This is a genomic window from Stenotrophomonas sp. DR822, assembly GCF_019793815.1.
GTDB lineage: Bacteria > Pseudomonadota > Gammaproteobacteria > Xanthomonadales > Xanthomonadaceae > Stenotrophomonas > Stenotrophomonas indicatrix.
The window spans coordinates 1,792,159-1,818,509 of the sequence record NZ_CP081826.1 but is presented as its reverse complement, the minus strand read 5'-3'; the positions used below and the strand labels follow the sequence as shown (position 1 = coordinate 1,818,509).

General features: G+C 66.5%; 22 protein-coding genes. 11 read left to right on the top strand and 11 right to left on the bottom strand.

Annotated elements, in window-relative coordinates; translation table 11 throughout:
- The first annotated feature begins 46 nt into the window (after window positions 1–46).
- The 3 genes from K5K93_RS08475 to K5K93_RS08465 are packed head-to-tail and all read left to right on the top strand — an operon-like array spanning window position 47 to window position 3,158.
- On the top strand, window positions 47–826 hold the full coding sequence (locus tag K5K93_RS08475) for a CvpA family protein (protein ID WP_025878103.1): 780 nt from the start codon (window positions 47–49) through the stop codon (window positions 824–826).
- Window positions 827–856: 30 nt separating this feature from the next.
- Window positions 857–2,323 (top strand): amidophosphoribosyltransferase, encoded by a 1,467-nt coding sequence (purF, locus tag K5K93_RS08470; protein ID WP_025878104.1) that lies wholly within the window; start codon window positions 857–859, stop codon window positions 2,321–2,323.
- Window positions 2,324–2,333: 10 nt separating this feature from the next.
- Entirely contained in the window at window positions 2,334–3,158 is an 825-nt protein-coding gene (locus tag K5K93_RS08465) for a ferritin-like domain-containing protein (protein ID WP_222390570.1), read from the top strand.
- Window positions 3,159–3,232: 74 nt separating this feature from the next.
- Here K5K93_RS08465 and K5K93_RS08460 read toward each other — a convergent pair whose 3' ends face one another.
- A complete protein-coding gene (locus K5K93_RS08460) occupies window positions 3,233–4,699 on the bottom strand; it encodes a DUF2235 domain-containing protein (RefSeq protein WP_222390568.1) in 1,467 nt (488 codons plus the stop codon).
- Between the two features lie 226 nt (window positions 4,700–4,925).
- Between K5K93_RS08460 and K5K93_RS08455 the strand changes: the two genes are divergently transcribed.
- A complete protein-coding gene (locus tag K5K93_RS08455; protein WP_222390567.1) occupies window positions 4,926–6,179 on the top strand; it encodes a zinc-dependent metalloprotease in 1,254 nt (417 codons plus the stop codon).
- An 87-nt stretch (window positions 6,180–6,266) separates the two neighbouring features.
- On the opposite strand, the gene lpxH is transcribed toward K5K93_RS08455, so the two are convergent.
- The 9 genes from lpxH to K5K93_RS08410 all read right to left on the bottom strand — a co-directional run bounded on the left by lpxH (window position 6,267) and on the right by K5K93_RS08410 (window position 20,376).
- Window positions 6,267–7,013, bottom strand: a complete 747-nt coding sequence (gene lpxH / locus K5K93_RS08450) for a UDP-2,3-diacylglucosamine diphosphatase (protein ID WP_222390566.1) — start codon at window positions 7,011–7,013, stop codon at window positions 6,267–6,269.
- A gap of 17 nt (window positions 7,014–7,030) precedes the next feature.
- Window positions 7,031–7,570 (bottom strand): phosphatase PAP2 family protein, encoded by a 540-nt coding sequence (locus K5K93_RS08445; protein WP_025878111.1) that lies wholly within the window; start codon window positions 7,568–7,570, stop codon window positions 7,031–7,033.
- Complete coding sequence (locus tag K5K93_RS08440; RefSeq protein WP_222390565.1) at window positions 7,551–8,696, bottom strand: glycosyltransferase family 1 protein; 1,146 nt, start codon at window positions 8,694–8,696, stop codon at window positions 7,551–7,553. The genes K5K93_RS08445 and K5K93_RS08440 overlap by 20 nt, the downstream gene beginning before the upstream one ends.
- Before the next feature lie 166 nt (window positions 8,697–8,862).
- On the bottom strand, window positions 8,863–11,832 hold the full coding sequence (locus tag K5K93_RS08435; RefSeq protein WP_222390564.1) for a TonB-dependent receptor: 2,970 nt from the start codon (window positions 11,830–11,832) through the stop codon (window positions 8,863–8,865).
- Window positions 11,833–12,144: 312 nt separating this feature from the next.
- Window positions 12,145–13,671: an exopolyphosphatase gene (ppx, locus tag K5K93_RS08430; protein WP_025878116.1), complete on the bottom strand. Its 1,527-nt coding sequence runs from the start codon at window positions 13,669–13,671 to the stop codon at window positions 12,145–12,147.
- Between the two features lie 669 nt (window positions 13,672–14,340).
- Window positions 14,341–16,428, bottom strand: coding sequence for a polyphosphate kinase 1 (gene ppk1 / locus K5K93_RS08425; protein WP_025878118.1), 2,088 nt, complete (start codon window positions 16,426–16,428; stop codon window positions 14,341–14,343).
- Between the two features lie 4 nt (window positions 16,429–16,432).
- Window positions 16,433–17,764: a phosphate regulon sensor histidine kinase PhoR gene (phoR, locus tag K5K93_RS08420; RefSeq protein WP_025878120.1), complete on the bottom strand. Its 1,332-nt coding sequence runs from the start codon at window positions 17,762–17,764 to the stop codon at window positions 16,433–16,435.
- Between the two features lie 105 nt (window positions 17,765–17,869).
- Window positions 17,870–18,559, bottom strand: coding sequence for a phosphate regulon transcriptional regulator PhoB (gene phoB, locus K5K93_RS08415; protein WP_025878121.1), 690 nt, complete (start codon window positions 18,557–18,559; stop codon window positions 17,870–17,872).
- A gap of 116 nt (window positions 18,560–18,675) precedes the next feature.
- Complete coding sequence (locus K5K93_RS08410; RefSeq protein WP_222390563.1) at window positions 18,676–20,376, bottom strand: M48 family metalloprotease; 1,701 nt, start codon at window positions 20,374–20,376, stop codon at window positions 18,676–18,678.
- 92 nt (window positions 20,377–20,468) lie between these two features.
- On the opposite strand from K5K93_RS08410, the gene grxC reads away from it, so the two are divergent.
- From grxC to K5K93_RS08375, 7 genes are all read left to right on the top strand, one after another.
- Window positions 20,469–20,759, top strand: coding sequence for a glutaredoxin 3 (gene grxC, locus K5K93_RS08405; RefSeq protein ID WP_222390562.1), 291 nt, complete (start codon window positions 20,469–20,471; stop codon window positions 20,757–20,759).
- Window positions 20,756–21,148, top strand: a complete 393-nt coding sequence (locus K5K93_RS08400; RefSeq protein WP_005408260.1) for a carboxymuconolactone decarboxylase family protein — start codon at window positions 20,756–20,758, stop codon at window positions 21,146–21,148. The genes grxC and K5K93_RS08400 overlap by 4 nt, the downstream gene beginning before the upstream one ends.
- A gap of 357 nt (window positions 21,149–21,505) precedes the next feature.
- Window positions 21,506–22,510 (top strand): isocitrate dehydrogenase, encoded by a 1,005-nt coding sequence (locus K5K93_RS08395; RefSeq protein ID WP_222390561.1) that lies wholly within the window; start codon window positions 21,506–21,508, stop codon window positions 22,508–22,510.
- Window positions 22,511–22,637: 127 nt separating this feature from the next.
- Entirely contained in the window at window positions 22,638–23,078 is a 441-nt protein-coding gene (locus tag K5K93_RS08390) for a hypothetical protein (protein WP_222390559.1), read from the top strand.
- 103 nt (window positions 23,079–23,181) lie between these two features.
- The gene (locus K5K93_RS08385) at window positions 23,182–23,925 is read left to right on the top strand and encodes a cysteine hydrolase (RefSeq protein ID WP_222390555.1); all 744 of its coding nucleotides are present in this window, start codon (window positions 23,182–23,184) and stop codon (window positions 23,923–23,925) included.
- 53 nt (window positions 23,926–23,978) lie between these two features.
- Window positions 23,979–24,887, top strand: coding sequence for a LysR family transcriptional regulator (locus K5K93_RS08380; protein WP_025878130.1), 909 nt, complete (start codon window positions 23,979–23,981; stop codon window positions 24,885–24,887).
- A gap of 27 nt (window positions 24,888–24,914) precedes the next feature.
- Window positions 24,915–25,685, top strand: coding sequence for a sulfite exporter TauE/SafE family protein (locus K5K93_RS08375; RefSeq protein ID WP_222390553.1), 771 nt, complete (start codon window positions 24,915–24,917; stop codon window positions 25,683–25,685).
- Between the two features lie 4 nt (window positions 25,686–25,689).
- On the opposite strand, the gene K5K93_RS08370 is transcribed toward K5K93_RS08375, so the two are convergent.
- Complete coding sequence (locus K5K93_RS08370) at window positions 25,690–26,322, bottom strand: flavin reductase family protein (RefSeq protein WP_222390552.1); 633 nt, start codon at window positions 26,320–26,322, stop codon at window positions 25,690–25,692.
- Window positions 26,323–26,351: the final 29 nt, after the last annotated feature.

The window sequence follows — 26,351 nt, the reverse complement described above, 5'->3', positions numbered from 1 at the left end:
CCTGTACGCAGCCCCGTTGCCAGCGCCGCCGAAGGAGCGGGGCGCCATGATCGACGTGGTGCTGCTGATCGTGATCGCCGCCTCCACCCTGCTTGGGTTGCTGCGCGGCTTCGTGGGCATCGTCATCGGCACCGTATCGTGGCTGGTGGCCGCCTGGGCGGCCTTCGCCTTCGGCAATGACGCCGCCCGCTGGTGGGCCGCACCGGCTGCGCCCGGCGGCGAGCATTTCATCGGCGGCTACCTCAGCGTCGGCATCGGCGTGATGGTCGTGGTCGCTGTGATCGGCATGGTCATCAAGGCCATCGTCCACCGCAACATGCTGGGCAGCCTGGACCGCCTGCTGGGCGGGGTCCTCGGTGCCGTGCGTGGCGGGCTGATCGCGGCCGTGCTGCTGTTGCTGGCCGGCTTCACCCCGCTTACCGCCGAACCCTCCTGGCGCGGCTCGGCGCTGCGCCCGGTGCTGAACCCGGCCGTGGCCTGGATGAACAGCAAGCTGCCACAGTGGCAGGTGCCGGGCACCGACCTGCTGCCCAAGGCCTTGCCGATGGACGCGCTGTCCCCATCTGCGTTGATGGAGCTGGGCAAGAGCGCCGGCGCCGGAGTGGGCAAGCCGGGAGCGACAGGCGATAATGGCGTACTCGGTCAGATAGTGGCGGGCAGCGGATGGCTGCGGCCTGCGAAGGCGGAACAGGGCGAGGCATACGATCCGGCCGAAGTGCGCCCGGACGCCCCAGCACTACCGGGCAGCATCGAGCCGGACGACCCGGCCAATGTCGACCGCAGACGCGGCGACAACTCTGGCCAGGCACGGCCACCTTCCTTGTAACTGGGCACAGCCCAGCGGAGACCTCGCATCATGTGTGGCATCGTCGGAATCGTCGGCAACCAGAACGTCGCCGGGCAGTTGTATGACGGCTTGACCGTCCTCCAGCATCGCGGCCAGGACGCGGCGGGCATCGCCACCGTCAACGGCAGCCGCCTGCGGGTGCAGAAGGCCACCGGCCTGGTCCGCGATGTGTTCGATGCACGCACCATGTCCACCCTGGAAGGCAGCGTCGGCATCGCCCATGTGCGCTATCCGACCGCCGGTTCGGAAGGCATGGACGAGGCACAGCCGTTCTACGTCAATTCGCCGTACGGCATCGCGCTGGCCCACAACGGCAACCTGATCAACACCGAGGACCTGCGCCAGCAGGTGTTCGAGCAGGACCGCCGCAACGTCAATACCGATTCGGACAGCGAAGTGCTGTTGAACGTGTTCGCCTACGAACTGGAACAGCAGCGCCAGCTCAGCCCGGAAGCCGCCATCCGCGCGGTTGCCGGCGTGCACCGCCGCTGCAAGGGCGGCTATGCGGTGGTCAGCGTGGTGCTGGGCCTGGGCCTGGTCGCGTTCCGCGATCCGCATGGCATCCGCCCGCTGGTGCTGGGCAAGCGCAGCCATGCCGAGGGTGACGAATACATCGTTGCCTCCGAGTCGGCTGCGCTGGACGTGCTGGGCTTCCAGCGCGTGCGTGACGTGCAGCCGGGCGAAGCGCTGGTGATCACCGCGCGCGGCGAGCTGTTCTCGGAAATCTGCGCCGAGCCGGCCGAACACACTCCGTGCATCTTCGAGTACGTGTATTTCGCACGCCCCGATTCGATGATCGACAACGTGTCGGTGCACAAGGCGCGCATGCGCATGGGCATCAAGCTGGGCGAGAAGATCCTGCGCCTGCGCCCGGACCACGACATCGACACCATCATCCCGATCCCGGACACCTCGCGCGACGCCGCGCTGGAGATCTCCAACGTGCTCGGGGTGAAGTACCGCGAAGGCTTCATCAAGAACCGTTACATCGGCCGCACGTTCATCATGCCGGGGCAGGGCGAACGGGTGAAGTCGGTGCGCCGCAAGCTCAACCCGATCCACCTGGAATTCCGCAACCGCGTGGTGCTGCTGGTGGACGACTCCATCGTGCGCGGCACTACCAGCCAGCAGATCGTGCAGATGGCGCGTGACGCCGGCGCACGCAAGGTCTACCTGGCCAGCGCCGCGCCGCCGGTGCGTTACCCGAACATCTACGGCATCGACATGCCGGCCGCTGAAGAGCTGGTCGCGCACAACCGCAGCATCGAGGAAATCGAAGCGCACCTGGGCTGTGACTGGCTGATCTACCAGGACATCGAAGACATGGAAGCGGCGGTGAGCGAAGGCAATCCGGCGCTGCGCAACTTCGATTCGTCGTGCTTCAACGGCCATTATCCGACGGGCATCGAGCCGGGCTACTTCGAGCGCATCCAGCAGCTGCGTTCGGACGACGCCAAGCACAAGCGCCGCGCCTGAGGTCCAGGCGGTGATCGACGTGCCTGACGTCGGCGGCAATCTGCTGCGCGCCGCGCAGCAGTGCCTGGCCGAAGCCGATCCGCTGCGCAAGGTCGCGCTGACCCAGGCCTACGCCGCTGCGTTCCGCGCCGGCCGCTTGAACATATCGGCCGATGCACCGCCGGCCGATCCGATCCGCATGCCGGGCCGGCCGCCGCAGTTGCTGATGGTGCATCCGCGTGAAGTGCCCCGGCGCGGGCTGGGCGGTGTGGAAGGGCGTGCGGCGTTCATCCATGCCATCGCCCATATCGAGCTCAATGCGATCGACCTGGCCTGGGACGCGGTGTACCGCTTCCGCGGTCTGCCGGCGGCGTTCCATGCCGACTGGGTGAGCTGCGCCGACGACGAATCGCGCCACTTCATGCTGCTGCGCGAGCGTCTGCTGGCACATGGCCATGAGTACGCCGATTTCCCTGCGCACAACGGCCTGTGGGAAATGTGCGAGAAGACGGCGCACGACGGCCTGGCGCGCATGGCGCTGGTGCCGCGCGTGCTGGAAGCGCGCGGGCTGGACGTGACGCCGGGCATGATCGACAAGCTGCGCAACGTCGGCGATGGCGAAACCGCCGACGTGCTGGAGGTGATCCTGCGCGAGGAGGTTGCACATGTTGCCGCCGGATCGCGCTGGTTCCGCTGGTACTGCGAGCGCGCCGGCGTCGAGCCACGAGCGCGTTTCAAGGAACTGCTGGTCGAGTATGCCGGTGGCTACCTGCATGGGCCGTTCAATATCGAGGCACGCCTGCTGGCCGGGTTCGATGCAGATGAGCTCGCCAACCTGGTCGAACAGGCGGGTTGAAGGAAAAGGGCACGGAGGGAATCAAGGCGTTTGTGGCACAAACGGCGTGATTCACTCCGTCCCCATTTTGGTTCTCATGCGTTCGGCAACACCAGGCGTCTGCCATCCACCGTCGGCCGGTTGATGTAGAACAGCCCCGGCCCGGGGCGATACGGCAGCTCGCTGACACCGGCGTCGGCGGTGTAGGTCAGGGCGGTATCGCCCAGCGCATCGAAATTCCAGTGTGCGGACTGCATCAGGTAACGGCGGCGCAGCAACGCTTCCTGCGTCGGGGTCAACGGCTGGCCGGCAATCAGGCGGCGCGCGATCGGCTGCAGCGCGCTGGGCAGTTCCCAACCCGCCACCTTGGCCGCGTCGGTAGTCCAGGTCACGCCGGCAGCGATGGCGTGCTGCTGCATCACCTGCAGCGCAACCAGCTGGTAGCGCCAATCGATGCGCCGGTGCAGCACCACCGCAGCGGTGACGTACAGCACCGGCGACATCAGCACGCTGCGGCTGCCCGCGCGTCGCTGCTGCTGCCACTGGTGCCAGACATCGACCCATACTTCCTTCGGACTCAGCCCCAGCTGCTGCCGCCAGCGTTCGGCGTCGGTCTGCGCTTCAGCGTACGCGGTGGTCGCCTGCAGCAGTGCCAGGGGCGGTGTCTGGTAGTCCTCCACGCCAGGTCGGCGCAACTGCTGCCGCCGCGGCCGGCTGAGCAGCTTGGGCCCTTCTTCCACCTGGTCGTAGCCACCGCCGATGTTGGCGTGCACGCCGGGTAGTGCGATTTCGGGATGGGCTGGTGCCACCGTGGTCAGCGCATAGTGCTGGCGATGCTCGTCGCGTGCACTGAGCTGCAGTACTGTCTCGGCGATGCCTGCGGGCAGGGCGATGCGGGGGTGTTCGTCGGCGCGGCCGCCGCTGACGGCGACCACCGTGTCGAACAGGCCGATGAAGCGCAGTACCGGCCGCGGCAGGGTGAAATCGGCGCTGCATGAAAGCCCCGCCTGCTGCAGCAGCTGCCGCCAGCGCGCGCCGTCCCATCCGCGCAGATGGTTGGCCACATCGCGCGCGGAGGCCGCGCCGCGCGAGTAGCCGAACAGATCCAGCTGCACGCTGTCCAGGGGTGCGCGCCACTGCGACGCAATCGCCGACAGTGCCGCCGGCAGCAGCACCTGCAACGCACGCTGCACCTTCGCCTGCACGCCACTGGCGCCGATACCGAAGGCCAGGCCGATCAGGTCGTCCTCGGCATCATCGCGGGTGCCGACGCCTTCCACATAGATCGCCAGCGAAGGTGTACTGCCGGGCGTGCGCCGGCTGTCCGGATACAACTGATGCAGGCGCGCGATGTTGGTGGCGCCGTTGTCGTAGCTGCTGGTCAACCGGCTCTGGTAGGTCGAATCATCATCGGCGCGGAGCAGGGCGGGGCGCGGTCGCGGCACCTGCCGGTGACCCTGCGCCAGGTTGTGGGCGTTGTTGCGGGTGCCATCGAAGAACAGTCCGATCCGCAGCAGGCCCGGATCAGCCGTCGTGTCACCGCTGTGCTGCGCTGGCGCCATGTGCATCCCCTGTCATTGCCACGTCACGGTAGCGCGAAAGCCATGTGTTGGCGAAGTGTACTGACGCTTTTGACCTGACTGAACGCAGATGCGGTCGATCACAGATCGCGATTTCCATTCCTCTCGTCTATTGAATTCACACGCCCTGCGCAGGCCTGATGGCCGGACCCGGCACCCCGGGTCGTGCTGCATCAACGCTGTCCACTTCACTTCAAGGAGCGACAAGATGATGTCCAGATCGATAGGTAAAGCGACAGGTGGTCTGTTGTTGGGATTGTCGGTAGCGGCGGCCGCCCATGCGGCGCCGCTGTTCGAGCCGGTCACCGTGCTCAGCCGTGCATCGGCCACCAGCGAGCCGGTACTGGGGCGATTGCTGGCCACCCCGTCCACCGCCGCCGTACAGGAAGTGCGTGTCGATGCTGCCGCCACCGCGCAGCCGCAGCTGGAATTCGAGCTGCTCGGGCAGAAGGTGCAGGCCGTTCGCAGCAAGGTCGAGGCGCTGCCCGATGGCGGCAGCATCTGGTACGGCCAGTTGCGCGCGCCGTCCGATCGCCTGCAGGCGGCCACGTCCAATGGCCAGGACGATCCGGGCAATTCGCTGATCCTGGTGCGCTCGGGCAATACGCTCACCGGCTCGATCCGCAAGGACGGCAAACTCTATCGTCTGCGTCCGCTGGGCAATCGCCACGTGCTGGTCGAGGTGGATGAATCGCGTATGCCGGCCGATCATCCGGCCGATTACAACCAGTTGCCGAAGATCGCCATGCCGGCCAATGAGCGCCTCGGCACTGCGCAGGCCTCGTCGGGCAGTCCGGCGACCATCCGCGTGCTGGTGGTGGCAACCAATGCTGCAGTGACCGCCTACGGTGGCAACATGCAGTCGCTGGTGCAGTTGGCGGTTGCCGAATCCAACCAGGGTTACACCAACAGCAACGTAGGCCTCACCCTGCAGCTGGCCGGTTATGAGACCACCAGCTACACCGAGTCCGGCAATTTCACCACCGATCTGTCGCGCTTCCGTGGCACCAGCGACGGCTACATGGACAGCATCCACACCAGCCGCAACAACACGGCTGCCGACGTCGGCGTACTGCTGATCAACAACACCAGTTACTGCGGACTGGCCTCGGGCATCGGTTCCACCGCATCGACCGCGTTTGCTGCGGTGTACTGGGATTGCGCCACCGGCTACTACTCGTTCGCCCATGAAATCGGCCACCTGCAGAGCGCACGGCACGACATCGCCAGTGATCCGAGCACGTCGCCGTATGCCTATGGCCATGGCTATCGTTATGAGCCGGCCAGCGGATCGCGCTGGCGCACGATCATGGCCTATGACTGCTCGGCCGGCTGCCCGCGGCTGAACTACTGGTCCAATCCGAACATCAGCTACAACGGCGTGCCGATGGGCATCGCCAGCAGTGCCGACAACCAGCGCGTGCTGGTCAATACCAAGGCCACCATCGCGGCCTTCCGCTGAGTCCAGGCGCCGACCAGGGTCGGCGTCTACCAGGGCGCGTGCACCTGTTCTGGTAGATGCCAACCTTGGTTGGCTCCAGGCGATCCATCATGCGCGGCTGAGCGTATCCAGGGTCCAGCCGTTGGCATCCACGCGCAGCACCGAACCCTGTTCGTACCAGTCGCCCAGCACGATGCGGGTGCAGCTGCGTCCGCCGGCCTGCAGGGTGTGGATCGCCGGGCGATGGGTGTGGCCATGGATCATCGTGTCCACACCATGGCGCACGTAAGTGGCTTCCACTTCGGCCGGGGCCACGTCGGTGACTGTTTCGAACTGCGCACGGTCGCCCTGCTTCATTTCCGACTGGCGCGCCTGGCTGGCATCACGCGCCTTCTGCGCGAAGGCGATACGCGCTTCCAGCGGCTGCGACAGGAACTGCGCCTGGAAGACCGGGTCGCGGGTCTGGGCACGGAACTGCTGGTAGGGGATGTCATCGGTGCACAGCAGGTCACCGTGCTGCAGCAGCACCGGGCGGCCGTACAGATCGATCATGCACGGGTCCGGCAGGATGCGCAGCCCGGCGCGGCGGGCATAGTCTTCGCCCAGCAGGAAATCACGGTTGCCACGGATGAAGAAGACCGGCACGCCGCTGTCGGACAGTACCTTCAGCGCATCGGCCACCGCGTCGGCTGCGGCCGAGGGGGTGTCATCGCCGATCCAGGCTTCGAACAGATCGCCGAGGATGTACAGCGCATCGGCGCCAGGCGCTTCCTCGCGCAGGAAGCGCAGGAACAGGTCGGTGATGGCCGGACGGCTGGGGTCCAGATGCAGATCGGAGATGAACAGCGTGGTCATGCGGACATTCTAGGGCATCACACCGGCAACGGCAGCCAGGCCAGGCTGGCCGAGGCCAGCAGTGCAGCGATGCCGGTGGCAGCCAGGACGTCGCTTGGGTAGTGCAGGCCCAGCACTACGCGCGACAGGCCCACGCCGAAGGTGAACGGCACCAGCAGCGGCGCCAGCCAAGGGTAGTAGGCCAGCGCGACGATGGTGAACGACACCGCGTGCAGGGTATGGCCGGACGGGAAACTGAACTCATCCAGCGGCGCCACCCAGGCACGGATACGCAGGTCGGCCGCGTACGGCCGTGGCCGCCTGGTCCAGCGTTTCAGGCCCTTGTACAGCAGCAGCGCGGCCAGGCCGGTGGCGGCCATGTGCACTGATGCGCGCAGGCCGTCGAAGCCATCGATGAGCACCAGCGCGCCCATCAGGACATACCAGAACACGCCATCGCCGAGCCGGCTGATGATCGAAAAGACGCGTCGCACACGACGACGTCGGCAGTAGTGGTTGGCGCGGCGGCACAGCCGGGCTTCGCGGCCGGCCAGCAGTTCAAGCGGCGTGGTGCGCATGTCCGCTCCTCCGTGCGCTGGCCAGTTCCGCCAGCAGGCTTTCGAACTCCGCCACCACCTGCTGCGGGTGCAGCCGCTTCATCGCGCGTGCCGCGTTGCCACCCAACGCGCGGCGCTGGGCATCATCGGCAGCCAGTTGCACCGCTGCCTGCACGAACTGCTCGTCGTCCTCCACTGCGGCACCGTTCTCGCCGTTGCGCAGGTACTCGCGGGCCGCGCCGTAGTCGAAAGCAACCGTGGCCAGGCCGCTTGCCATGCTTTCCAGGGTCACGTTGCCGAAGGTCTCGCTGCGGCTGGGGAACAGGAACAGGTCACCACTGGCGAAATGCCGGGCAAGGGCATCACCGCGCTGGATGCCGCAGAAGATGAAATCGGGATTCTCATGCGCCAGTTTCTCGCGTGCCGGGCCATCGCCGACCCAGATGAAACGCGCTTTCGGGCGCACCTGCTGCAGCTTGCGGAAGGCCTTCACCGCCAGGCCGAGGTTCTTTTCGGCGGCGATGCGGCCAACGTAGATCGCCGCCAGGCCCGTGCCATCGATGCCCCATTCCTCGCGCAGCGCCGGGTCGCGGCGCGACGGGTCGAACTGCTGGCTGTCGACCGCACGGGCGAGCAGGCGCACGCGCTCGAAGCCCTGGTCGGTCAGGAATTCCTGCAGTTCGCGGGTGGGCACCAGGGTCGCGTCGGCTTGGTTGTGGAAACGGCGCATCCAGCGCATTGCCGCCGACTGCAGCCACGCCACGCCATAGTCGGGCAGGTACTCGTCAAAGCGGGTGTGGAATCCGGTAGCCACCGGAATGCCGAGGCGGCGCGCGGTGCGCAGTGCCGACCAGCCCAGCGGACCTTCGGTCGCCACGTAGACCGCATCGGGGCGCTGCTGCCGCCAGTGCCGGCCCAGCCGGATCGGTGCCGGCAGGCCGAAGCGCAGGCCAGGGTAGCGCGGCAAGGCCGCGCCCGGTACCAGCAGGGTGCCCGGCGCCGCATCCAATGCTTCGCTGACCTGTCGCGGACGGATCAGGTCGACCTCGTGGCCGGCCGTGCGCAATCCCTGCTCCAGGCCCTGCACGGTCAGTGCGACGCCGTTGATCTCCGGCGGGTAGGTTTCGGTGACGATGGCATAGCGCATGGCGGGCCTCCGGTTTTACGCATGCTCGGGCCTGGCGATGTAGCCGACATGACCGCTTTGCGACAGCGCGATGACGGTCGGGCAGGGCGGTGCCTGTGCAGTTCAGCGGCACAAAAAAACCACGGCCCCGAAGGGCCGTGGTCGTGGTGGTGCGACAGCGCGTGGATCAGAAGCGCTGCTGGTACTTCATGTACATGAAACGACCGATGTCGTAGCCACCGTAGTAGGAGAACGACGAATTCGGCTTGCTGTACATCACCGGGCCTTCCTTGCCGAACACGTTGTTGGCGCCAACCGACACGGTGGCATCCCACGGCAGGTTGTAGCGGAACTGCACGTCGTGGAAGGTGACCGCGCCACGCTGGTTGTAATCGCGGGTACCCTTGATCCACGGTGCCATGAAGCCCGGGTCGGAGCACTCATCGGCGTAGCGGGTGGCGTTGAGGCAACGCTCCTTCACGCCGGAGTAGTAACGTGCGGTCCAGCTGACGCCGAAGTCCCCGATATCCCAACCCAGCACCAGGTTCGAACGCACCCGGAAGGCCAGGCTGGTGCTGGTGCCGATGGTGTTGGCCACGCCATTGATCGGGGTGGGAACCACGCCGGTATCGTTGGTTGAACGGTACACGTTCTTGCTGACGTAGGTGCTGGTCCAGCCAGCGCTCAGCTTGCCGTAGCTGGTATCCACGCGGTAGCTGACGTCCAGGTCGTAACCTTCGGTCTCGGCGAAGCCAGCGTTGCGGTTGCCGAACTTCAGGCCAGTGACGATGCCGGTGGCCGCATCGCGGGTGAAGCGGCTGCAGCGTGCTTGGATACCCTGCTCGTAGCAGTCGGTGAGGATCTGGTTCGGGCTGTCATCGACAATGGTGTTGTCGATGCGGATCTTCCACCAGTCCAGTGCAACGTTGAGGTTGCTGACGAATGTCGGGCTCCACACCAGGCCCAGCGTCTTGCTGGTCGAGGTTTCCGGGGTCAGCTGGGGGTTGGAACCGGATACGAACGGCGTCGGAGTAGCGTCCTGCGCGGTGGTCACCGGCGTATTGCCCTGCCGCAGCTGGCGGAAGTTGCCGGCGTCGGCGATGTCGCGAGCACAACGTGCGCGGACTTCAGCACTGTTCCTGGAAGCGCCGAACACGGTGTCGCAGGGATCGCTGAACTGCGCGAAGGTTTCCGAACCGCCACCGTACAGGTCACTGATGGTCGGTGCACGGAAACCTTCGGCCCAGGTGCCGCGGACCAGCAGCTGGTCGATCGGCTTCCACTTGAAGCCGAACTTGCTGTTGAGGGTGTTGCCGAAGGTGTTGTACTCGGAGAAACGCGTCGCGGCGCTGAAGCTCAGTTCCCGTGCACCCGGCAGGTCGGCCAGGATCGGCACGTTGAGCTCCAGGTACGCTTCCTTCACCGTGTAGCTGCCACCGGTCGGGCCAGCGGCCAGGTTGGTGGTGGCACCGGTCTGGGCCAGCGCGTCAGGCGTGTACTGGCCATCTTCCTTGCGGCTTTCGACGCCGAAGGCAAAGCCCAGGTCGCCGGCCGGCAGGGTCATGATGCTGCCCGACAGATTGGCGAACGCGTTCTTGGTGGTGGTGCGGCCGGTGGTTTTTTCGGCCGGGAACAGCCAGGACAGCAGCTCCTCATTGCCGGTCAGGCCGTACGGGTCATTCTTGCCAAACGGCACCAGCGGGTTCCACGGCTTGCAGCCATCGATGACCGCGCCCTGGCGTCCACACATCACCTTGCCCGTGGCCGGGTCGAGGAACGACGGGCCCACGGCATCACGCACGCGCTTCTTGTGCAGGTTGCCGGTGGCGGTGGCGGTCAGCTCGTTGCGGTTGTACTGGTAGCCCACGTCCCAGTCGAAGTAGCGCTGGCCGATCTCGAAGGTGCCATCCAGCGACACCACCGCACGATAGGTCTTCAGCTCGCTGGTGCTCACGCGCGGCACTTCCCAGGTGCGGCGGTTCCAGGACACCGCGGTCGGGTTGGCATAGCCATGCTGGCTGCCGAACGGGTTGAAGTAGCTGTCCCTGGACATCTGGCCAGTGGCGTTCGGGTCGTTGGGAATCGACACCGAGCTGGACTGGGTCGGGTAGCCGGCGATCTGGCGCTCGGAAGAACGCTTGTTGTAGCCGAACTCCGTGCGCAGGTTGATGTCATCGGTCAGCTTGAAGCGTCCGTCGAAGTACACCGAATCACGCTTGATCGGGTACATGACGTGCATCTGGTCGTTGGCATTGCTGACGTCACCGGTGAACGGCGTCGCATCGGTCAGGTGGTAATTGGCCGGGTTGGTCGGGTCGGCACCGCGGTTGAGCGAGTAGCCGCAGCCCAGCCTGGTATCGGTGCAGCCCGGGCGACCCTTCAGGCCGGTGATCTGGCCGTACTGGCTCAGCGTGGTCCAGTTGGAGGGGTCATTGGGGTTGTGGTCGCTGGTACCGTACTTGCTGAACCAGCGGTCACGTGCCCACACGCTCTTTTCTTCGGAGTGTTCCAGCGCCAGCGTCAGCGACACGCGGTCGTTGCTCCAGCCACCCACCACGTCGAAGCGGTCGCGCGCGCCGTCGCCTTCGCTGTACTGGCCGTGGTAGACGTTGGCAGTCACGCCATTGACGTTGGAACGGGTGATGATGTTGATCACGCCGGCCATTGCATCGGAACCGTAGATGGCCGAAGCGCCATCCTTCAGTACTTCGATACGCTCCACCGCCGAGACGGGCAGCGAGGACACGTCCTGCAGGCCCGAGGTGCTGATGCCCAGACGCTTGCCGTTGACCAGCACCAGGGTGCGCTGCGCACCCAGGTTGCGCATGTCGATGTAGGTGCCGCCGGTGTTTTCGCCCGAGCTCAGCGCGTTTGCGCGGCTGATCGCCGGGCTGCCCATCGCGGTCACGTTCTGCAGGATGTCGGCAACGGAGCTGAAGCCCTGGCGTTCGATATCGGTACGGCTCAGGGCCAGCACCGGTTGCGCCGTTTCAACGTCCACCTGGCGGATACGCGAACCGGTGATCTCGATGCGGTCCAGGTTGGTCGGCGAAGCGGCGCTGCCGCTCTGGGCGAACGCGGGCAGGGCAGCCAGCGTCGCGGTGGTTGCCAGGGCGTAGCGGATGGCCTGCCCCAGTGCGGTGGTGCGTGAAGTCATGACGAGCTCTCTCTCTCGGGTCGTGCAAAGGACGCCAAAACGGGCGTCGAAGGAATCGGCAGGTCCAGGACCGAGCCGATGACCCGATAGTAGTCTCGTTGGTTAATGCTATGTAAAGAGGGTGTGTCGGTTTATGTCGTTACACATCACGTGGTTTCACGAAATGTGAACAAAAGCAGGGATTTACGTGAAGGCGCGGCAGGCATGCCCACCGCAGGCTGCTGCGTTGCAGCAGGAATTGGCGGTCGATTGCGCGAACTGTAACGAAATGTAATCGGGCGCCGGCCGGCGATCGGACGGCCGGCGCCCTGCTCAGACCACGAACGGACGGAACTGGATGCCGAGTCCAGCGATGCCCTCGGTCTCCCCGATCAGGTCGGCGCGCAGCAGCGGGCGCGCATCGATGAAGTCCTGCGGCACGATCAGCGACAGGCGGCTGTCGTCGGCAGTCAGCTCCAGCACCGGCAGCGGTGCGTCTTCATGCGCACGGTTTAGAAGGACCGCCAAGCGCAGCAGGGCAGCCAGGCGCCGTGCGGTCAGCAGCAGGCGTTCGGGAATGGCATCGAAGGCGGTCTTGCTGATGCCGCGGCGGTGATTGCGCACCAGCGTCGCCAGCATCTGCTGTTCCTGCCGCGAGAAGCCGGCGATATCCGAGTTTTCCAGCACGTAGCTGCCATGCACGTGGTAACCGCTGTGGGCGATCATCAACCCCAGCTCATGCAGGCGTGCGGCCCAGCCGAGCATGCGTGCGTCATCGGCATCCAGCTTCCAGCGCTCCTGCACCTGCTCCAGCAACGACAGTGCGGTGTCCTGCACACGGCCGGCCTGCACCGTGTCGATGCCATAGCGATGGGTGAGGGCGGCCACCGATTCATCGCGCGGGTCATTGTCGCCGGCACGGCCGAGGATGTCATAGAGGATGCCCTCGCGCATCGCGGCCTTGCTGACCAGCAGCTTCTGCAGGCCCAGCGCCTGGAAGGCGGCTTCCAGCACCAGGATGCCGCCGGCGATGATCGGGCGGCGATCGCTGGACAGGCCAGGCAGCACGATGTCGTCGATCTTCTTGGCCTTCAGCAGCTCATCGCGGAGCTGCGGCAACGCCTCGGCGGTGATCGCACCCTTGCTCAGCTTCATCGTCGCGCAGATTTCGCTGATGGCCTTGTGGGTGCCAGACGACCCCAGTGCCTCCTGCCAGCCCAGCGCGCGGTACTTGCTGGCGAAGGGCTGGAATTCCCGGCCGATTTCGGCCAGTGCATCCTTCCAGCGCTTCTTGCTGAGTTTGCCGCCGGGGAAGAAGCGACGGGTGCTGGCGATGCAGCCGGCCTGCAGGCTCTCGCGCTCCAGGGTCTGCATGCCCTTGCCGATGATGAACTCGGTCGAGCCGCCACCGATGTCGATCACCAGGCGATGCTGATCGGGCTTGGGCGGTTGTGCATGGGCCACGCCCAGGTAGATCAGGCGCGCCTCTTCGCGGCCACTGACCACTTCGATGGCGTGCCCGAGCGCGGTTTCGGCCGGCATCAGGAACGCCTGCGGCGAGCGCAGCTGGCGCACGGTGTTGGTGGCCAGTGCACGCACGCGATGCGGCGGGACGTTGCGGATGCGCTGGCCGAACCGGGCCAGGCACTCCAGCGCGCGCTGTCGCGCTGCGGCGGAGAGTCCGCCCTTGCCGTCCAGGCCGTCGGCCATGCGCACGGTTTCGCGCAGGCGGTCGATCACCCGCAGCTGGCCAAGCGTGTAACGCGCGATGACCATGTGGAAACTATTGGAGCCAAGGTCGATGGCGGCCAGCAGGTCGCCATCCTGCAATGCGGGCGGAGTCGTGGTGGTATGCGGCATGGGCGAATGTTAGCCGAAGGGGCGGTGTGCTCGTCACCGCGCGGCCTTCACATTTTGGAGGGGGAGTGCGGCAGGGCTGCGCCCTGCACCTGCCGAAGCGGTAGTGCCGGCCGCTGGCCGGCAACCTCAACGCAACAGCAACAGCAACAGCAACAGCAACAGCAACAGCAACAGCAACAGCAACAGCAACAGCAACAGCTGGCTTCCTGTGGGATGGCGGGGTGGGTCCGGTTGCGGGGGACGCCGTAAACCCCCAGACCGGCCCAGCCGCTGGCGGCTGTGCGTTCGGGCGCTTGCGAAGCAGTGCTTCGCAAGCAAAGGGCCCTCACCCATGGGGGCTTGACCGCGGCATCCATGCCGCGGACACCCCCGCAACCGGACCCACCCCGCCTTTGACAGTTTTTCGCGATCTGTCGGAATGGCATGGCCTGCGCATGGTGGGTGTCGACCTTGGTCAACACGGTGGATCCACGCCATGCGTGGATGAATCCAAACGTGCCAACCGAGGTTGGCATCTATCGGATCAAAGGGCCTGCATATGTCGACCTTTGACAGGTTCACGCGGCTGTTGGTGGGTGTCGACCTTGGTCGACACGGTAGATCCACGCCATGCGTGGATGAATCCAAACGTGCCAACCAAGGTTGGCACCTACCTGGCCACCTACCGGGTCAGAGGCCCTGCATCAACGCCATCTGCGCCGAATGCGGGGCTTCGTCGTGGGCCGGTGCGCGCTTGTGGTAGATGCCTTCGGCATCCAGCTCCCAGGCGTTGAGGTTGTCGTCCAGGTAGTTCTGCAGCACCTCGCGGTACACCCGCTTGGCCAGCGCCGGGTCGAGGATCGGGAAGCAGGTTTCCACCCGGCGCAGCAGGTTGCGTTCCAGCCAGTCGGCGCTGGCGCAGTACAGCTCCGGTGCGCCGTCGTTGCCGAACCAGTAGACCCGGCTGTGTTCCAGGAAACGGCCGACGATCGAGCGCACGCGGATGTTGTCCGACACGCCCGGTACGCCCGGGCGCAGGGTGCAGGCGCCACGGATGATCAGATCGATCTGCACACCCGCCTGCGAGGCGGCGTACAGCGCACGGATCACCTGCGCTTCGTTGAGGGCGTTCATCTTGGCGATGATCCGCGCCGGTCGCCCGGCGGCGGCGATGCGCGTCTCGCGCTCGATCCTCGCCAGGATCCCGGTGTGCAGGGTGAAGGGCGACTGCAGCAGGCGCTTGAGCTTCATCTTCGACGCCAGCCCGGACAGCTGCTGGAACAGCAGGTGCACGTCGTTGCCGATGTCCGCATCGGCGGTGATCAGGCTCAGGTCGGTGTACGCGCGCGCGGTACCGCTGTGGTAGTTGCCGGTGCCCAGGTGCACGTAGCGGCGCAGCTTGCGGCCTTCGCGGCGCACGATCAGCAGCATCTTGGCGTGGGTCTTGTAGCCGACCACGCCGTACACCACCTGCACGCCGGCTTCCTGCAGCCGATCGGCCAGGCCCAGGTTGGCCTCTTCATCGAAGCGCGCGCGCAGCTCGACCACCACGGTCACGTCCTTGCCGGCGCGTGCTGCCTGGATCAGTGCATCGACGATCAATGAGTCCTTGCCGGTGCGGTACAGGGTCTGCTTGATCGCCAGCACGTTCGGATCGAGCGCGGCCTGGCGGATCAGGTCCAGCACCGCCGCGAACGCGTCGAAGGGATGGTGCAGCAGCAGGTCCTGGCGGGCCACGGTCTCGAAGATGCCGTCGCTGTCGCGCAGGGTGCGCGGGGTCATCGGCGGATACTTCAGGTCCGGCTGGGCGATCAGGTCGTACAGCTGGATGATGCGGTTGAGGTTGACCGGTCCGTCGATGCGGTACACCGCGTTCTCGGTCAGGCCGAAGTTCTGCAGCAGGGTGCGTACGATGTCGCGCGGCATGTCGTGGGCGATCTCCAGCCGCACGGCAGGCCGGTAGCCGCGGTCCACCAGCTCATCGCGCAGGGCCAGCGCCAGGTTTTCCACTTCCTCTTCATCCACCACCAGCTCGGAGTTGCGGGTGACACGGAACTGATAGGCGCCCAGCACTTCCAGGCCCGGGAACAACTCGTCCACGAAGGTGGACAGCACCGAGGACAGGAACACGAAGTTCTGCGGGCCGCCGAGTTTTTCCGGCAACTGGATGATCCGCGGCAGCGAACGCGGTGCGCGCACGATGGCCAGGTGGCCGCTGCGGCCGAACGCATCGGTGCCCTTCAGCACCACCACGATGTTCAGCGACTTGTTGAGGATCTTCGGGAACGGATGCACCGGGTCCAGGCCCAGAGGCGACAGCACCGGCATGATCTCGTTGCGGAAGTAGGCGCGCAGCCAGCGCTTCTGGCGGTGGGTCCAGGAGTTGCGGCCCAGCACGCCGATGCCGGCCTCCATCAGCGCCGGGCGCAGCGTCTGGTTCCAGCAGCGGTACTGCTGGTCCACCAGCTCGGCAGCGCGCTCGTGGATGGCATTGAGAATGGCCTGCGGGCTCATGCCGTCCGGTGCCGGCGGCAGGCCGAACTCCTGTGCATGACGGACCGCAGCGGCACGGATCTCGAAGAATTCATCCAGGTTGGTGCAGGAGATGCACATGAAGCGCAGGCGCTCCAGCAGCGGCACCTGCGGATCCATCGCCTGCGCCAGCACGCGGAAGTTGAAATCCAGCTGCGACAGTTCGCGGTTGATGTACAGCGCCGGGTCGCGCAACGGATCGCTGTCCGTGCTCACGGGGAGGGGGAGGGATCCGAGGCTGCTCATGGCGTCATTCTTCGAAGGAGGTCAGGGGGGCGGACTCACGCGGTCGCACGTGGTCGGCATCGAAATGGCAGGCGAACACCGAGCCCTTGCCGACCTCGCTGTCGATTTCCAGGCGCGCGTGGTGCAGACCCAGGATGTGCTTGACGATCGACAGGCCCAGGCCGGTACCGCCGCTTTCGCGCGAGCGGCTGCTGGAGACGCGGTAGAAGCGTTCGGTCAGGCGTGGCAGGTGGGTGGCCGGAATGCCGTAGCCGGTGTCACGCACCGCCAGCACCACGCCGTCGCCTTCGCGGCGGAACTCCACCGCTATGCGGCCACCGGCCGGGGTGTAGCGCACCGCGTTGGTGACCAGGTTGGAGAACGCGCTGTGCAGTTCCTTGGTCGAGCCCTGCAGGTCCACGCCGGCAAGGTCGTCGATGCTGATCTGGTGGCGGCCCTGGCTGTGCGCTTCGGCTTCACGGCGCAGCGTGGCCAGCATGGGCTGCATGGCCACCGTCTCGGCCTCGCTGTGTTCCTGCGATTCCAGCCGCGACAGGGTCAGCAGGTCCTCCACCAGCTGGGCCATGCGCTGGCTCTGCTTGCGCATTTCCTCCAGCATCGGTCCGGTTCCCGGGAAATCCTCCGGGTCCATCATGTCCAGGTAGCCGTGGACCACGGTGAGCGGCGTGCGCAGCTCATGTGAAACGTTGGCCACGAAGTCGCGGCGTACCTGTTCCAGGCGCAGCAGTTTGCTGACGTCACGGGCGATCAGCAGCCAGTAGTCGGACGAATAGGGAATCAGGCGCAGGTTCAGGCGGATCGCAGGATCGACCGGCGAGGGCACGTCCAGGATCGGTTCGGCGTTGCGGCCACCGGCCAGCCAGTGGGCCAGCGGCATCGGCTGCAGGCGTTCGACCAGGGCCTCACCCAGATCGCCCGGATGATGCAGGCCGAGCAGCGCCGTGGCCGCTTCGTTGAACCACTGCACGCGCTGGCTGTTGCGGTCCAGCACCACCACTGCGTCGGGCAGCGCGGCCGCTGCAGCGCGATAGCTGCGCAGCATGTCCAGCAGGCGCCGCTTGCGCACGCGCATCTCGACCTGGTTGCGGTACAGCAGGCGGTCCAGCTCGTTCCAGACGCCGGTGCCTTCGGCGGCGGTATCCCAGCGCTGGCGCGCGGTCAGCCGGCGCAGCACGCGGCGCAGCCGCCAGTAGTGCCAGACCAGCGTCGCCAGTGCCGCCAGCGCGATGCACAGCCACAGGTGGCCAGTGAACCAACCGACCAGACCGGCCAACAGCAACACGGTGGCCACGGTGGCCAGTGTCTTCAACCAGGCAGAGCGGATGTGGCGGGGCATTGCGGTCTCGTCGTGGGTTGCGGCGGTTCACGCAGGTGAACCGGAAGTTATAGCAGAGTTGCCGACGCCGGCACCGTGGGGTGCACGGCGCCGGCACGACGAGGCTCAGGTTGCGGTGGAGAAGCGGTAACCGGCGCCGCGCACGGTCTGCACCATGTTCTCGGCGTTGAACGGTTCCAGCGTCTTGCGCAGGCGGCGGATATGGACGTCGATGGTGCGTTCTTCCACATACACGCTGCCGCCCCACACGTGGTCCAGCAGCTGCGCGCGGGTATACACGCGCTCGGGGTGGGTCATGAAGAAGTGCAGCAGGCGGTACTCGGTCGGGCCGATCGGCACCGGCTGGTCGTTGGCGAACACGCGATGGGCGGCACCGTCGATGCGGATCGCGCCCACCGCCACGCTGCCGTCCTCGTCATCGTCGCGGGCGCGGCGCATGACCGCGCGGATACGCGCCAGCAGTTCGCGCGCCGAGAACGGCTTGACCACGTAGTCGTCGACCCCGGCTTCGAGGCCGCCGACGCGGTCGTTCTCTTCGCCGCGCGCGGTCAGCATGATGATCGGCACTTCGCGGGTGAGGGTTTCCTTGCGCCAGCGCCGGGCCAGGTCCAGGCCGCTGGTGCCGGGCAGCATCCAGTCCAGCAGGATCAGGTCGGGGACGCGGTCGGCGATGGCGGTCTGGGCCTCGCGGGCGTCACCGGCGTGGACAGGTTCGTAATCGCCCTTGCGAAGGGCGAAGGCGACCATTTCGCGGATCGCGGGCTCGTCATCGACGATCAGGATGCGTTTCTGCACGAGGGCACCGTAGGGCTCAGTTACTGGAGTGGTGCCAGTAGACTACGGTTTGATGACATGTTTGTGACTGCCTGGCCGGCATCTGGCATTGCTGCCATCTGCCGGTCATGCCGCACTCAGCGGCGGTCCAGATCCGGGTCCTGCACGCCCTGCCGGCGCAGCTCGAGCACGGTGGGCGTGATCGCCTCGATCCGCGCATCCACCCGGGCCCGACCGACATAGTCCAGCGCGGGGTTGCGCTTGAGTGCCTGCAGCTGCATCAGGGCCTGTTCCGGGCGCCCGCCCAGGAACGCCGCCTCGGCATAGGCCTCGCTGGCGCGCACGCTGTCGCCGGCCAGTTCACTGGCGCGGGCGTAGCGCTGCTGGAAGACCGGATCGTTACCGCTTTGCGACAGCAGGGGGCGCAGCATCGCCTGCGCGCGCTGGCCCGCGGCCTGGCCTCCCTGCTCGTTCAGGATCTCGGCGTAGGTCAGGGCCACCGGCCGGCTGTTGGGGTGTTCGTGCAGTAGCTGCTCGAAGCGCGCATTGGCCTGGGTGGATTGGCCGGTGCGCGATTCCGCTTCGGCCAGCGCCAGGGCGACCCACAGGCTGTCCGGGTGGGTCTTCAGCAGGTCGGTGAGGGTCTGCCGGGCCTGGCTGGCACCGCTGCGGCCACCGCGCATCGTGGCCAGCGCCTGGCCATAGCGCTGGGCGTCATCCAGACCGTCCTTCTGCCTGCGCGCAAGATCGGTGTACTCGCGTTGCAGGTCGGCCGGGCTGTCGGCGCTGAGCACGCGCAGGCGCTCACGGGCCCAGTTGAAATCGCCACTGGCGCCGCGGCTGAGCTGGCCGATCGGAATCCGCAGCACGCTGCCGGGCAGCAGTGGGTTGATGCCGCGCAGCAGCGGATCGCCCAGGGTCGGGTCGGCGGGATCCACTCGTTCCTTGCGCTCGCCGCTGGGCGTGCGCGTGGTCAGCAGCACCGTGTCCTTCTTCATCTGTTCGGCGCGGGCCTTGGCCTCGCTGATGCGGGTGGTGTTGACCGGGTGGGTGCGCAGGAAGTCGGGAACGCTGTAGCCGCCATCGTTGCCGCGCATCGCCGAGGACATGCGCTCGAAGAAGCCCGCCATCGCATCCACGTCGTAGCCGCTGCGCGACAGCGTGCGGATGCCCAGCCGGTCGGCCTCGGATTCATTGGAGCGGGTGTAGTCGATCTGCCGCTGCTGCATCAGGCCCATGCCCGAGCTGATCGCAGCCATGGTCGCATTGCCCGAGGACGAACTGTTGCTGGCCTGGGCGGCAACCACCGCCGCCAGCATGCCCAGCAGGATCGGGATCTGGTCGCGCTGGGCGCGCTCGACCCCGCGCAGCACGTGCTGCTGGGTGACGTGGGCGATTTCGTGGGACAGCACCGCCGCCACCTCGTCTTCGCGCTCGGCGGTCAATACCAGGCCGGCATTGACGCCGATGTAGCCGCCGAGGGTGGCGAAGGCATTGATCTGGCGGTCCTTCATCACGAAGAACGTGTAGGGCTGGCGTGGCTGGTCGCTGTTGGATCCGAGGCGGGTGCCCATGGTCTGCAGCCAGTCGTTGACCAGGGGGTCGTCCAGCAGGTAGCCATAGTTGCGCAGTTCGCGCAGCATCATCGCGCCGTACTCGGCCTGCCGGGCCGGGGTCAGCAGTTCGCCCGCCGAGGAGCCGATGTCCGGCAGCTTCTCCTGGGCCTGCGCCAGCGGGGCGGCCAGGGCCAGGGTCAGGGCAGCGGTGAGCAGCAGGGGTCGCAAGCGGTCGGTCCTCGGGCAGGGTCGGCCCAGCGTGGCAGGGCAGGGGGCAACCATTCGTTAATCAATCCACAGTGTTGCGGGCGTGGCGTGGAAATTCCAGCGCACCGGTACCATATATGGACCGTCGATCCATCGTGGAGTTTCCCGTGACAGTCCAGTCCGCCGGCGCTACCCCCGCCATCACCATCTATTCCACCGCCGTCTGCCCGTACTGCGTGGCCGCCAAGAACTTTCTCAAGAGCAAGGGCCAGCAATGGACCGAGGTCCGCATCGACCTGGACCCGGTCGAGCGCGAGAAGATGATGGCCAGGACCCGCCGCACCAGCGTCCCGCAGATCTTCGTGGGCGACGTCCATGTGGGCGGCTACGACGACATGATGGCCCTGCATCGTGAAGGCAAGCTCGAGCCGCTGCTGGCCGGGCAGGGCCAGGCATGAGCGCGGCAGATGACGGCAGCAAGGACCGGATCGCCGAGTTCACCGACTTCCGCAAGCGCATGAATGAACGCATCCTGGGCGAGCCGAACCAGGTGGTGCGCCGCTTCTTCGCGCTGGACACGCAGACCTACCAGGCCGGCGCGCTGGACGTGAAGACCAAGGAACTGCTGGGCCTGGTCGCCTCGATGGTGCTGCGCTGCGACGACTGCATCAGCTACCACGTGGCCCAGTGCAAGGACGCCGGCGTCACCCGTGAGGAGTTCTTCGAGACCTTCTCGGTAGGCCTGGTGGTCGGCGGCTCGATCGTGATCCCGCACCTGCGCCGCGCGGTGGACTTCCTCGACCAGCTTGAAGGTGGCGCCGCCGCCCCGGCAGCGCACGAGCACTGAGCACGGTCGCTACCGCGAACCGGGCTCTCTGGTAGTGCCGGCCGCTGGCCGGCATCTGGTGGACCCAAATCGGCAGAGGTTGCCGGCCAGCGGCCGGCACTACCCGGTAAATGCCTGCACCGGCGCCTTCCCCGCGATCCCGCAGCCCAGGAGCCCCCTTGTTGTTCAAGGGGGCGCGCCGAAGGCGCGGGAATAAGGACGAATGCGCGGGCAATTATGCCTTTGCCGGGGTCGGGACCATGGTCTACTTGGGTAGCCGGGCCCGGCTAAGGCATAATTGCGGGTGAAACTTCCTTTGCGCCGGCGTTTCCGGGCACGTCCGGACGGCGTTTTTCCCCCTGTTCGGAACATCGATCAATGACGCAGAAAATTACGGTCATCCGCGGCGACGGCATTGGCCCGGAAATCATGGACGCCACCCTGTTCGTGCTCGACCAGCTCAACACTGGCCTGGAGTACGAAGATGCCGACGCCGGCCTGGTGGCCCTGGAGAAGCACGGCGACCTGATGCCGGCGGTGACCCTGGAATCGATCGCGCGCAACAAGGTCGCGCTGAAGAGCCCGCTGACCACCCCGGTCGGTGGCGGCTTCACCTCGATCAACGTCAGCCTGCGCCGCCACTTCGACCTGTACGCCAACGTCCGTCCGGCCCACACCTTCCCGAACACCAAGTCGCGCTTTGAAAACGTCGACCTGATCACTGTTCGTGAGAACACCGAAGGTGCGTACCTGGCCGAAGGCCAGGAAGTGTCGGCCGACGGCGAGACCGCTTTCTCCGGCACCCGCATCACCCGCAAGGGCTCCGAGCGCATCGTGCGTTACGCCTTCGAGCTGGCCAAGAGCACCGGCCGCAAGAAGGTCACCGCCGTGCACAAGGCCAACATCATCAAGTCGACCTCGGGCCTGTTCCTGGCCGTGGCGCGCGAAGTCGCCGCGCAGTACCCGGACATCGAGTTCCAGGAAATGATCGTCGACAACTGCTGCATGCAGCTGGTGATGCGTCCGGAACAGTTCGATGTGATCGTCACCACCAACCTGTTCGGTGACATCATTTCCGACCTGTGCGCCGGTCTGGTCGGTGGCCTGGGCCTGGCCCCGGGCGCCAACATCGGCAAGGACGCGGCGATCTTCGAAGCCGTGCACGGCACCGCGCCGGATATCGCCGGCCAGGGCAAGGCCAATCCGTGCGCCCTGCTGCTGGCGGCGGCACAGATGCTGGACCACGTCGGCCAGCCGGAAAACGCCGAGCGCCTGCGCAAGGCCATCGTCGCCACGATGGAAGCCAAGGATTCGCTGACCGGCGACCTCGGCGGCACCGGCAACACGATGGGCTTCGCCAAGGCGATCGCCAGCCGCCTGTAAGCGGCGGCTGTCCTGCTGGGAGCGTCGCAGGAGATTCCTGCAGGGCTCGGATACTCGCAGACGGGCCGTCCTTGTACGGCCCGTCTGTGTTTCGAGCTGCGCATTTTTTACCGACAGGGTTTCATGGATGCCTGAGACGGCTGTGTGGGTCCTGGTGGCTGCTGCTGTTTACGTTCTGGGTGTGGCCATCTACTTCGTCTGCTACTGGCCATGGTCCCGTTCGCAGCGCGCGCTGGGCCGCCTGCGCAGGGTGGGGGCACCCGTTCGCAGCATGCGGCGGTCCGAGGCGCGCATCCTGCAGTTGATCGAGTTTCCGGCAGGAGCTCCGGTTCTCCTGCTGGAGGGGCACTGCGCGGAGTTCGTCATCAGGAGTGCCGGTTTTCCTCCCCGGCATGTCCACACCTTGGCTGGCGTGCCGGTGAAGTATCCGGCCGGCCTGCAGCATGCCGTGCGCGCCGGTAACAATACCGCCGAAGTCGTGCTCGGGCGCGAGTACGCGATGATCGTACGGCTCAATGGGGCAACGCTGACCTCGCACCATCGCCCAAGCTCAACGGTATGGGGGTGATCTGTGCGATTTGTGCACAGATCGTGTGCCGACCGATGGCTGGTTCGTGCGCCTTCCGCTCCTCATCCTGTGCCCACACTTTCCACCGCACAGGAGCTTGACCATGAACCTCACTGCTTTCGGCCTGGCCGGCCTGATCGGCATGGCTGCCACCGCCCCGGTTGTCGCCGCCGAGCCGGTCCACCCCACCATCCGGCATATGGCCGGCGCTGCGGCTGCCATCTCGCTCGACGCAGCGAAGACGGCCGTGCTGGTGATCGACTTCCAGAACGAGTACTTCGACGCCAGCGCCGCGCCCGGTTTCGCCGGTGGTCGCATGGTCATTCCCGATGGCGTGGCGGCCCTGCGGCAGACGCGTCGCGTGGTCGACTTCGCTGATGCCAACGGCATCCGCGTGATCCATGTGCAGCACGTATTGCCGGCAGGCGCGCCGCTGTTTGCAGAAGGCAGTGTCAACGCGGCATTCCACCGTGACATGCAACCGCGCAAGGGCGAGACCGTGGTGCAGAAGGACAACGTCAGCGTGTTCGCCGGTGCCTCGGCAGCAGCACTGGACAAGGTGCTGAAGGATGCCGGTATCGACACCCTCATCGTCACCGGGCTGCAGACCCATGCCTGCGTTGCCGGTGCTGCACGCGATGCTGCTGCGGCGCCGCGCGGCTACCGGGTGATCGTGGCTTCCGATGCCTCTGCCAGCCGTGATCTGGATCTGGCCAATGGCGGGACCATCGGCCATCGAGCATTGCATGAGGCGTCGCTGGCGCAGATCGAGGATGCCTTTGGCGAGGTCATGACCACCTCGGCGATTCTGGCCCTGCCGGTGCGCAAGGCAGGCAACGGCACTTGATAAGCTGGCGGGGTCCGCAGCCTGCGGGCCCCGCCGACTGGAGCGCGCTGCCGATGGACCATTTCGCCGCCCTGCGAGCCCTGCGCGCGATCGTCGACGCCGGCAGTTTCACTGCCGCCGCCGAGCGGCTGGGTACCACCCATTCGGCGATGTCGCGGCAGTTGCGTCAACTTGAAGAGCACCTGCAGGTGCGGCTGCTGGATCGCAACAGCCGGCGGCTGTCGTTGACCGAGGCCGGGCGCGACTACTACCGCGAGGCGGTGGCGCTGCTTGACCGGCTGGAGGCCGCCGATGACCGTGCGCGGGCCGGCCAGGCCCAGCCCAGCGGGCGCGTGCGGGTCAGCGTGCCGCAGGTGGTCGCCAGCCAGGAGCTGCCGCATTGGCTGCCTGGCTTCCTGGCGCGCTATCCGCAGGTTGCGCTGGAACTGTCGGCCGACGATCAGCTCGTCGATGTGGTCGGCGGGGGCTTCGACCTCGCCCTGCGCATCGCGCCGTCCTTGCCTGACAGCCAACTGGTCGCCCGTGAACTGGCGCGATGCCCGCGCATCCTGGTTGCGGCACCGGCGTACCTCGCCCGGCAGGGACTGCCTCGACAGGTGGCCGACCTGCAGAACCACACCTTGTTGGGGTTCAACCCTGTTGCGGCGATGACGCCGTGGCAGCTGCACGGACCGCGCGGTGTCATCGCCAGCGTGGAGGCCGGACAACGACTGCGCGTGGACGCCACGCCGGCACTGTATGCGGCGGTGCTGGCCGGTATGGGCATCAGTCTGTTCACCGCGCTTACGGTGCAGGAAGATCTTCGCGCCGGCCGCTTGATCCGCGTGCTTCCCAGCTGGCACGGTGGCACGCGCTGCTATTTCGCGCTGTATCCCCATGCGCGTGCGCTGGCGCCGAAGGTGCGCGCGCTGGTCGATCATCTCGCCACGCATTACGCTGCAGCGTCGGGTGCGGCAGGGTAAGTCGCACGGCAGTGGTGAGGAGTGGGGATGGAGCCGGTGTATCTGCTGGTCGCGCTGGTCGCGCTGGGCGCGATCGTCGCGGGGTTCGTGCAGGGCCTGTCGGGATTCGCGTTCGGCATGGTCGCGATGTCGTTCTGGGCGTGGGGGCTGGATCCCCGGCTTGCGGCGACGCTGTCGGTGTTCGGCGCGCTGGTCGGCCAGTTGCTGGCGGTATTCACCGTGCGCCGTGGCTTCAACCTGCGCCTGCTGCTGCCGTTCGTGCTCGGTGGGCTGGCGGGCATTCCTCTTGGCGTGCTGGTGCTGCCGCAGCTGGACATGGCCTGGTTCAAGGCGCTGCTGGGAGGTTTCCTGGCGCTGTGGTGCCCGGTGATGCTGATGGCGCGTTCGTTGCCACCGGTCACCGTTGGCGGCCGGTTCGGCGACGCGCTGGCCGGCATGGCCGGTGGTGTACTCAGTGGCATCGGTGGCTTCGCCGGGCCGATACCGACCCTGTGGAGCACGCTGCGGGGCTTCGGCAAGGACGAGCAGCGCGCGGTCATCCAGAACTTCAACCTGGCGATGCTGGCGGTGACCATGGCCACCTACGTCGGTACCGGCATGGTCACCCGGCAGATGCTGCCGTACTTCGCCATTGTCGCGCCGGCGATGCTGGTACCCACGCTGCTGGGGGCGAAGCTGTATATCGGTATCAGTGAGGCGCGTTTCCGGCAGATCGTCCTTGGCCTGCTGACCGCTTCCGGCGTGGCCATGCTGGCCTCGTCGCTGCCGATCCTGCTGTCCCGTGGGGCGGCGGGATGAGGGGTCAGGTGGGCCGCAGCATGCGGAAGCGTTGATCGGCGGTGATCCGGAAGTAGTCGGCCGGTCCGCCACCGCGCAGGATGGTGTCGCTCGCTGCGGTGTCGTAGATGCCGTCGACGAGCAACCGCGTATCGATATGCACGGCGACCACTTCTCCCAGTACCAGCCAGCCATTGGTGTCATTGCCGACCGCATCACGCAGACGCACGATCTGCGTGCAGCGGCACTCCATGCTCACCGGGCTCTGCGCAACGCGCGGCGGTGCAACCAACTCCGAGGCCAGTGCCGTCAGCCCGGCCAATACGAACTCGTCCACGCCGGGCGCGACTGCGCGGCAGCTTTCGTTCATTGCCTGGGCCAGATCGAATGTGGCGAGGTTCCAGACGAACTCGCCGGTGGCTTCGATGTTGCGCAGCGAGTCCTTGCGGCCCTGGCTGCTGAAACCAATGATCGGCGGCGTGTAGTTGAACGCGTTGAAGAAGCTGTAGGGCGCCAGGTTCACATTGCTGTCGGCATCACGACTGGAGATCCAGCCGATGGGGCGCGGGCCGATGATGGCGTTGAACGGATCATGTGGCAGGCGATGGCCATCGGCCGGGCGATAGCTGTGGAAGCGGGGACGGATGGGGTCTGCCATGGGCGTGTTTCCGCGGGAGTCGAGCGTGC

What these genes read in the sequence shown, in the direction of transcription:
- lpxH (WP_222390566.1), bottom strand. Translation starts at nt 7,013, where the DNA reads ATGACCACGCTGTTCATCTCCGATCTGCATCTGGACCCCAGCCGTCCG.
- K5K93_RS08390 (WP_222390559.1), top strand. Translation starts at nt 22,638, where the DNA reads ATGCCTGAGACGGCTGTGTGGGTCCTGGTGGCTGCTGCTGTTTACGTT.
- K5K93_RS08395 (WP_222390561.1), top strand. Translation starts at nt 21,506, where the DNA reads ATGACGCAGAAAATTACGGTCATCCGCGGCGACGGCATTGGCCCGGAA.
- ppk1 (WP_025878118.1), bottom strand. Translation starts at nt 16,428, where the DNA reads ATGAGCAGCCTCGGATCCCTCCCCCTCCCCGTGAGCACGGACAGCGAT.
- K5K93_RS08375 (WP_222390553.1), top strand. Translation starts at nt 24,915, where the DNA reads ATGGAGCCGGTGTATCTGCTGGTCGCGCTGGTCGCGCTGGGCGCGATC.
- K5K93_RS08400 (WP_005408260.1), top strand. Translation starts at nt 20,756, where the DNA reads ATGAGCGCGGCAGATGACGGCAGCAAGGACCGGATCGCCGAGTTCACC.
- K5K93_RS08455 (WP_222390567.1), top strand. Translation starts at nt 4,926, where the DNA reads ATGATGTCCAGATCGATAGGTAAAGCGACAGGTGGTCTGTTGTTGGGA.
- K5K93_RS08440 (WP_222390565.1), bottom strand. Translation starts at nt 8,696, where the DNA reads ATGCGCTATGCCATCGTCACCGAAACCTACCCGCCGGAGATCAACGGC.
- K5K93_RS08410 (WP_222390563.1), bottom strand. Translation starts at nt 20,376, where the DNA reads ATGGTTGCCCCCTGCCCTGCCACGCTGGGCCGACCCTGCCCGAGGACC.
- K5K93_RS08475 (WP_025878103.1), top strand. Translation starts at nt 47, where the DNA reads ATGATCGACGTGGTGCTGCTGATCGTGATCGCCGCCTCCACCCTGCTT.
- K5K93_RS08445 (WP_025878111.1), bottom strand. Translation starts at nt 7,570, where the DNA reads ATGCGCACCACGCCGCTTGAACTGCTGGCCGGCCGCGAAGCCCGGCTG.
- K5K93_RS08385 (WP_222390555.1), top strand. Translation starts at nt 23,182, where the DNA reads ATGAACCTCACTGCTTTCGGCCTGGCCGGCCTGATCGGCATGGCTGCC.
- K5K93_RS08460 (WP_222390568.1), bottom strand. Translation starts at nt 4,699, where the DNA reads ATGGCGCCAGCGCAGCACAGCGGTGACACGACGGCTGATCCGGGCCTG.
- ppx (WP_025878116.1), bottom strand. Translation starts at nt 13,671, where the DNA reads ATGCCGCATACCACCACGACTCCGCCCGCATTGCAGGATGGCGACCTG.
- phoR (WP_025878120.1), bottom strand. Translation starts at nt 17,764, where the DNA reads ATGCCCCGCCACATCCGCTCTGCCTGGTTGAAGACACTGGCCACCGTG.
- K5K93_RS08380 (WP_025878130.1), top strand. Translation starts at nt 23,979, where the DNA reads ATGGACCATTTCGCCGCCCTGCGAGCCCTGCGCGCGATCGTCGACGCC.
- K5K93_RS08370 (WP_222390552.1), bottom strand. Translation starts at nt 26,322, where the DNA reads ATGGCAGACCCCATCCGTCCCCGCTTCCACAGCTATCGCCCGGCCGAT.
- K5K93_RS08435 (WP_222390564.1), bottom strand. Translation starts at nt 11,832, where the DNA reads ATGACTTCACGCACCACCGCACTGGGGCAGGCCATCCGCTACGCCCTG.
- purF (WP_025878104.1), top strand. Translation starts at nt 857, where the DNA reads ATGTGTGGCATCGTCGGAATCGTCGGCAACCAGAACGTCGCCGGGCAG.